The organism is Streptomyces sp. NPDC059080, from assembly GCF_042739975.1.
Taxonomy (GTDB): Bacteria; Actinomycetota; Actinomycetes; order Streptomycetales; family Streptomycetaceae; genus Streptomyces; species Streptomyces benahoarensis.
Map to the genome: position 1 here is coordinate 1 of NZ_JBHYGX010000002.1, position 5,852 is coordinate 5,852.

The 5,852-nt window shown below is 68.7% G+C and carries 7 protein-coding genes; 3 read left to right on the forward strand and 4 right to left on the reverse strand.

All coding sequences use genetic code 11. From position 1 onward, the window contains the following. Positions 1 to 466 precede the first annotated feature (466 nt). Positions 467 to 1,459 (forward strand): DUF6083 domain-containing protein, encoded by a 993-nt coding sequence (locus ACFWWQ_RS01300; protein ID WP_384588174.1) that lies wholly within the window; start codon positions 467 to 469, stop codon positions 1,457 to 1,459. A 77-nt stretch (positions 1,460 to 1,536) separates the two neighbouring features. Further along, entirely contained in the window at positions 1,537 to 2,715 is a 1,179-nt protein-coding gene (locus ACFWWQ_RS01305) for a MerR family transcriptional regulator (RefSeq protein WP_384588846.1), read from the forward strand. 18 nt (positions 2,716 to 2,733) lie between these two features. On the opposite strand, the gene ACFWWQ_RS01310 is transcribed toward ACFWWQ_RS01305, so the two are convergent. Together ACFWWQ_RS01310 and ACFWWQ_RS01315 are read right to left on the reverse strand one after the other, a co-directional pair. Continuing rightward, on the reverse strand, positions 2,734 to 2,874 hold the full coding sequence (locus ACFWWQ_RS01310; RefSeq protein WP_384588177.1) for a hypothetical protein: 141 nt from the start codon (positions 2,872 to 2,874) through the stop codon (positions 2,734 to 2,736). After that, the gene (locus ACFWWQ_RS01315; protein ID WP_384588180.1) at positions 2,862 to 3,068 is read right to left on the reverse strand and encodes a hypothetical protein; all 207 of its coding nucleotides are present in this window, start codon (positions 3,066 to 3,068) and stop codon (positions 2,862 to 2,864) included. The genes ACFWWQ_RS01310 and ACFWWQ_RS01315 overlap by 13 nt, the downstream gene beginning before the upstream one ends. Before the next feature lie 258 nt (positions 3,069 to 3,326). Between ACFWWQ_RS01315 and ACFWWQ_RS01320 the strand changes: the two genes are divergently transcribed. Continuing rightward, a complete protein-coding gene (locus ACFWWQ_RS01320; RefSeq protein ID WP_384588183.1) occupies positions 3,327 to 3,734 on the forward strand; it encodes a hypothetical protein in 408 nt (135 codons plus the stop codon). A 508-nt stretch (positions 3,735 to 4,242) separates the two neighbouring features. Here ACFWWQ_RS01320 and ACFWWQ_RS01325 read toward each other — a convergent pair. Together ACFWWQ_RS01325 and ACFWWQ_RS01330 are read right to left on the reverse strand one after the other, a co-directional pair. Next, on the reverse strand, positions 4,243 to 5,142 hold the full coding sequence (locus ACFWWQ_RS01325) for a hypothetical protein (RefSeq protein ID WP_384588186.1): 900 nt from the start codon (positions 5,140 to 5,142) through the stop codon (positions 4,243 to 4,245). Continuing rightward, complete coding sequence (locus ACFWWQ_RS01330; RefSeq protein WP_384588189.1) at positions 5,139 to 5,750, reverse strand: class F sortase; 612 nt, start codon at positions 5,748 to 5,750, stop codon at positions 5,139 to 5,141. The genes ACFWWQ_RS01325 and ACFWWQ_RS01330 overlap by 4 nt, the downstream gene beginning before the upstream one ends. Positions 5,751 to 5,852: the final 102 nt, after the last annotated feature.

Genomic DNA, 5,852 nt, shown 5'->3' on the forward strand with positions numbered 1-5,852 from the left:
GGCGTAGCGACCGGGCGCCGCATGCACGGAGAAAGCGGTCACAGCGGGGAACAACATGGCGTTCGACAGGCCGTGGGCGACGCGGAAGTGGGCCCGTGCCCGTCCGCGCCTTCGCTCGGAAGGGAGTTCGGCAGATGTGTTGATGCGCTGGCACCTGGGGCTCATCGCCTGCCTTCGCCACGGGGCTAAACGGCAGGCTCGCCGGGCCGACACAGCTGGCGGCCATCGCCGTAGATGGCAGCAGGATCTACTTCCCTGTTCCAGGACTCAGCGCTCCAAGCCTCACCATTTCACTCTTTCGTGTTTACCGTCCGCGACGATTGATGGTTGCTTCCTTCGGCTGAGTGAAATTCCTTCTGTCTTGCAGTTTCAGGCATCTCGAAGTGCTATCTGTATCCATATGGCTGATGAGGCGTCAGATTTCAACTGGGACGGAAGTCGCCGCGATACGTGGACGTCTCGGAACATGCGAGTTTGGGGTTCCAGCGCTTCGAAAACGTTGCGGCGAACCGCGCAGGACTGCTGCGTATATTGCGGCCACGCGATGGAGTACTTCGACCGCTTCGACGGCGGTCGGATCCCCCTGGTCCCTGTGGAATTTCCCGCGGCGCGGGTCATGCCGCGGCAGCGGTGGCAGGTCGACAACGGCGTCGCCTACCTGAACCCGGGGGCCCAGGGTGCCTGCCGGCTCCCTCATCCCGCGGTGTGCCCGATGGCGGAGCACACCGATGCGGACCGGGAGCTGGAGGACGTACGCCGCGTCCTGGCTGTGCACACCCGCAAGGCAATCGACACCGGGCAGTTCGTCCCCCGCGAGGCCAAGGACATCGACGAGACGGTCGTCGCCGAGCAGCACATCGCCGTCGAAGAGGGCACCGAGCGGCACATCGTGCGGCATGCCGTCGGCCTGTGGCTGGCCCCGACCACGGTGCAGGACCTGTGCTGCGTCGCCCTCTCCCAGGGAGCCCGGTGCGGCACGGCGGTGCGAGCGGAGGACGACCCCGAAGGCGCCTGGGAGGAGATCGACATCCCGTCGGTGACCGGGCGGCACGGCCAGCAGGTCCTCGCCGCTGGCGACACCATGTGGGTCTACGGCCTCAACGCCCTGGACTTCGACGCGCTCCAGCGATGGGTCAAGCAACGCTGCCCGATCCATTGGAAGAGCACCGCACCCGACGCGGTGGCACCGGAATGGATCCACTTCAGCGCCATGCATCACGACTCCCACATCCTGCACCAACGCCCCCTCGACGCGGCTCTGCCCTCACCCCGCACGGGCGACCGCGGGCCGTTCGGCATCGTCTTCGAACCAGCCCGAACGACCTGCGCCAACGAACGCTGCCGCAACGGCACCGTGCTGGCCGTCGAGGAGGGGTGGCTGTGCTACAAGTGCGCCCCAAAGGCCCGCCGCCGCGAAGCCACCCACCGCGCCTGGCAACGCGGGATCGCAGATGACTAGGTGTTGCTGGCCACGACGTTGGTGACGCGCCACGTCGATGTTGACCTTCAAGTTGGTTGAAGCTCAATGATGGCGAGGTGCCAAATTCCGAGCTGATGCCGATCGGCGTCTTCGCCCAGCGCAGTGGCCTGACCTCCAGCGCGTTGCGGTTCTACGCCGACTCCGGGCCACTGCCGCCTGCCGACGTAGACCCGGTCACGGGCTACCGCTACTACGCCGCCGCCCAGCTGGAGCGGGCGACCACACTGCGTCAGCTCCGCGAGATCGCCATGCCGCTGGCGGCGGTCGAGGCGGTCCTTGCCGCCGGGGCGGACGAGGCGGCACGGCTGCTCGACGAGCATGTCGCCAAGATCGAAGGGGATGCGGCGGCGGCGCGGCGGAAGGCGGCGGTCATCAAGTCCGCGCTCGGCGGCAACGTCCCCGGTCTGCTGATCGCCACGCTGAAGGGTCCCCTGCTGGCAGATGCGGTCGAGCAGGTTCTGGCCGCGACCGCGCACGAGCCGGGGATGGCGGTGCTCGCCGGCCTGCACATCGAGGCGAGTGACGAGGCAATCGCCCTGACGGCGACCGACCGGTACCGGCTCTCCATTCGGACCCTGGTGCCAGCGCGGCCAGCGGAGCAGACCTGGGTCGGCACAGTCGACGGCGACGACCTCCGGGCTGCAGTAACCGACGTCCGGCGCAGTGCGCTGATCCGCATCGAAGCGGTGCCGCACGGGATCTGGCTGCGAATGCCCGAGCGGGAGGACCGGCACTGCCGGACGCTGTCTGAGGAGTTCCCCGACCACCGTCTGATGCTTGAGTCCCTGGACGAGGTCACCACCCGCGCGACGGTCTCGAAGGACCTGCTGCTGCGGGTTCTGGAAGAGCACCCCGACGAACACGTCGTACTGCGATCTCACCACCCTGGCCATGCCCATCAAGTTCGACCACTCAGCCTGAGAACGACGACGAGGAACCTCATGACCACCACACCTGCCAGCCCTGATCCGACCATGGAAGCCATCGGCCAAGCCGTCGTCGAAGGTCGAACGGGCGACACCGTTTCCGCCCGCCACAAGCTCCTGAACCTGTGGTCGGAGATCGGCTCCTTCAAGGCGGTTACCGAGCACATCAATACAACCCAAGAGCATGCCCCCAACCTCCCCCAGGACGCATACGGTGCCTCCCTCCGCACCGCCCTCGACGAGGTGGCAGAGGCCATCTCCCAGCGGGACATCACCAAGCGGCCCTCCGCACCTGGTCCCGCTGCGTGACGCATCGGAACGCGCCCCTCACCATCGAGGGGCGCCGTCGGCGATGTGCCCCTGGAACACCGTCCTGCTGCTGCGGGCGGCGGTCAGGCGGCCCCAGCTGTGCACCAGGCACATGCGCTGTCGGTAGGCCGTATCCGCGTCGGCGGTCATCTGGCGCACGAGGTGCAGGAAGGCGGGCGCTCGCTCAGCAGATCGCTCAGGGCGTCGGCGCCGCGGTCGGTCCAGACGCCGGCGACGTCCCATCCGTGCCGGGCGGCGGTGGTGCGGCAGCCGATGAGGCGCAGGTGCAGCAGGCGCCGGGAGTGAAGTGCGGCGGAGCGGTCGTAGAGGTAGACGAGGGGGCGTTGTGTCATCGCCGGTCGCCTTCGGGCAGGTGGTGTTCGAGGAGCCATTGGCAGTCCCGGGGGGATGGCGGCGACTTGAGCGGCACCTGTCTGTTTGACGTTTCCACAGGTCAGGGTGCTCGGTGGGTCTCACGTGGTGCCGGGAGGGCTCTCGGGAGCGGGTCGGCTCCCGGCCAGCCGAGGGACCGATGTTCATGTGCAGGCCGTGGCCAGTCCACGACTGGACAACGCCTCGGCGCACAGGGCCAACGCATTCAAGGGCCGCCGGTGTCAACTCTCCCCCTCGGCGACGCCCCCGTCCAGTTGCCCGAGCCCGTCGCCCACCTCGCCCGCACCATCACGGAGAACCGCAAGGGCCACGCGACCATCGGCGCCCTGACACCGTCTCAATGGCTTTTCCCCGGCGGACAGCCCGGACGGCCGATCAGCGCCAAACAGCTGGCGCAACGCCTCAATCAGCTCGGAATCCGGCCCAACCAGGCCCGCAGCACCGCGCTCTTCCAGCTCGCCACCGAGATCCCCGCCGCGATACTCGCCCGCGTCCTGGGCATCCACACCGACGTCGCCGTCGCCTGGCAGTGGCTTTCCGCAGGCGATTGGACCACCTACGCCGCCGACCCAGCCAACGATCCCCGATCGCTCCAACACGGAAAAGGCGTACGCGACCTCCGGTGATCAGTGCGGCGCGACGGGCGGACTGCCCAGCACTAGGTATCGCTCCTTGCCCCGAGAGTTGCGGAGTCCGTTCAACGCGAACTCCGCAGGGCTGGCGCTGGTTTCAGATGTCTTTCCGGCGGATGTGAACTTCCATCTCCTGGAGATTGGGATTCAAGCAATCAAGCCTTCGCCATATCACGCGGGCCTTCCCAGTACGCCGCCCCTGACATCTGAGCCCGGCTGCTGGTTTCCTGGCATGCTCTGGTCCCCTTCACCTTTCGGATCCAGGTAAGCCATTAGGCCCAGGAACCTCCCCTCGGTTTCCTCCCAGCTATGCCGGGGATATGACAGAGCGCCTCGTGGCGCACTGGAAGCGTTCGGCTTTGCCGTTGGTCTGGGGGCGCCAGGGTCTGGTCCAGCGGGGGCTGATGCCCCACTCATGGCAGGTGTTGGCCGAGACCACCCCCGTACGGCTGCGTGGGACGGACCGGGCCAAGGAGCCGGTCCGTCCCACGTGGTCACCGAGTCAGCGGTTGATCTCGACGAACCGTATGCCGTCGTTGTTGAGAGGATGGGCATCGGTCGAGCCGGCTGGCTGGATGCCGTACCGCACGGCCTCCGGAATGCCGGTGGCTTCCTTGGGGACCTTGACCTTGAAAGTGAAGGTGGCCTCCGCCGGGATTTCCCCGAGATTGCACGTGACGGTTCCGTCCTTGGCGGGCATGGCGCACCCCTTGGGCCGCCCGTGCAGCGAGTAACCCGGGAAGGGCTTGAGCCGGATCGTCCCCTTGGCGGGCTGCGAGCCCTGGTTGCCGTAGTCGAAGTCGTACGTGACCACTCCCTCCGCATCCGGCTTCGAGGCGCGGGGCGGCGGGAACATGAACAGATCCACGTCGGCCTCCCTTTCCACGGCCTTGGTCGCACTGATACTGCCGCCCGAGGCGGAACCGCCGGCCGCGCCCTTCTCGACCAGTTCGACGCTCAGCGCGGGCTTCGAGGCTTCCCACGCGCCGTCGGGCGCCTGCAAACGAGCCTTGGTCGTACCGGACTTGGGCAGGTCGCCGTAGGTGATGCTCACCGTTGACCGGTTTACGCGCGTACCCCTGCTGGCGACGGCCGCCCAGGTGAATCCGTTCTTCACGGTCATCCTCAGCTCGGCCCCTGCCGCCGGGCGCGCGCCCTTCCACCCGAAGGTCACGGGGACGGCCAGTCGGCCCCCGCGCGGTACGTTCAACGAGTCTGCGGTCTGCGCGAAAAGGCTCGTGCGGGCACCGGTGGAGGCGGAGGCAGCGCTCGGCGTGGCCTTTGCGGAAGAGTCGTCGGGCGACGAACATGCGCTGACCAGCAGCGCGGCGGAGGCCAGTGCGGCGACGCAGGAACATCGGGCGGTGCGGGTGCGGGACGGAAGTGCGTGCTGGGTAGTCATGTGGTTCGGGTCAACTCCGCATAGACGATGACGTTGTCGGGCCTGTGGCCGTCGGCGAGGGAACCGCCACAGGTGACGACGCGCAGGGCGGCTGTGCTGGTGTCGCCGTAGACCCGCTCGGTGGGAAAGTGACTCTTGGGGATCTGTTGCAGCTCCCGGACGGTGAACTCGGCGCGCGTGCCGTCCGCCCGGTCAACCAGGATCGTGTCCCCGGGGCGTGTACGGGAGATGTCGCGCAGCACGGCTGGGCCCTCGACGGTATCGAAGTGGCCGATGAGCACGGCCGGCCCACGCTCCCCTGGAGTGACCGCTCCGGCGTACCAGCCCATGCGGTCCGCCTGGGTGACAGAGGGCACCTGCACGCTCCCGTCGCTGCGTAGACCGAGTCGCAGCAGCGGCCCTGTGTCCACGCCCGCGGCCGCCATGCGGACCCGGACCGGCTCAGACCGGGCCAGGGGGCGTGTGACAGCGGGCGTGGCCGCCAAGGGGGAGGTGCCTTGCCAGGAGGCCGCCGCCGGGATGTGCGTGCCCGTGTCGTCGGCCGGGGTGCCCAGGCCGCCGTACACGGCGATGCCGATCCCGAGGGCAAGCGAGCCCGCCCCTGCCACGGCGCCGGGGGGGGGGGGGGGGGGCCCGGGCCCCCCCCCCCCCCCCCCCCCCCCCCCGCCCCCCCCGCGCGGGGGGGGGGGGGGGGGCGCCGGGCGGGGGGG

Coding starts and splice junctions, on each gene's coding strand:
- ACFWWQ_RS01325 (WP_384588186.1), bottom strand. CDS start 5,142: ATGACTACCCAGCACGCACTTCCGTCCCGCACCCGCACCGCCCGATGT.
- ACFWWQ_RS01315 (WP_384588180.1), bottom strand. CDS start 3,068: ATGACACAACGCCCCCTCGTCTACCTCTACGACCGCTCCGCCGCACTT.
- ACFWWQ_RS01300 (WP_384588174.1), top strand. CDS start 467: ATGCGAGTTTGGGGTTCCAGCGCTTCGAAAACGTTGCGGCGAACCGCG.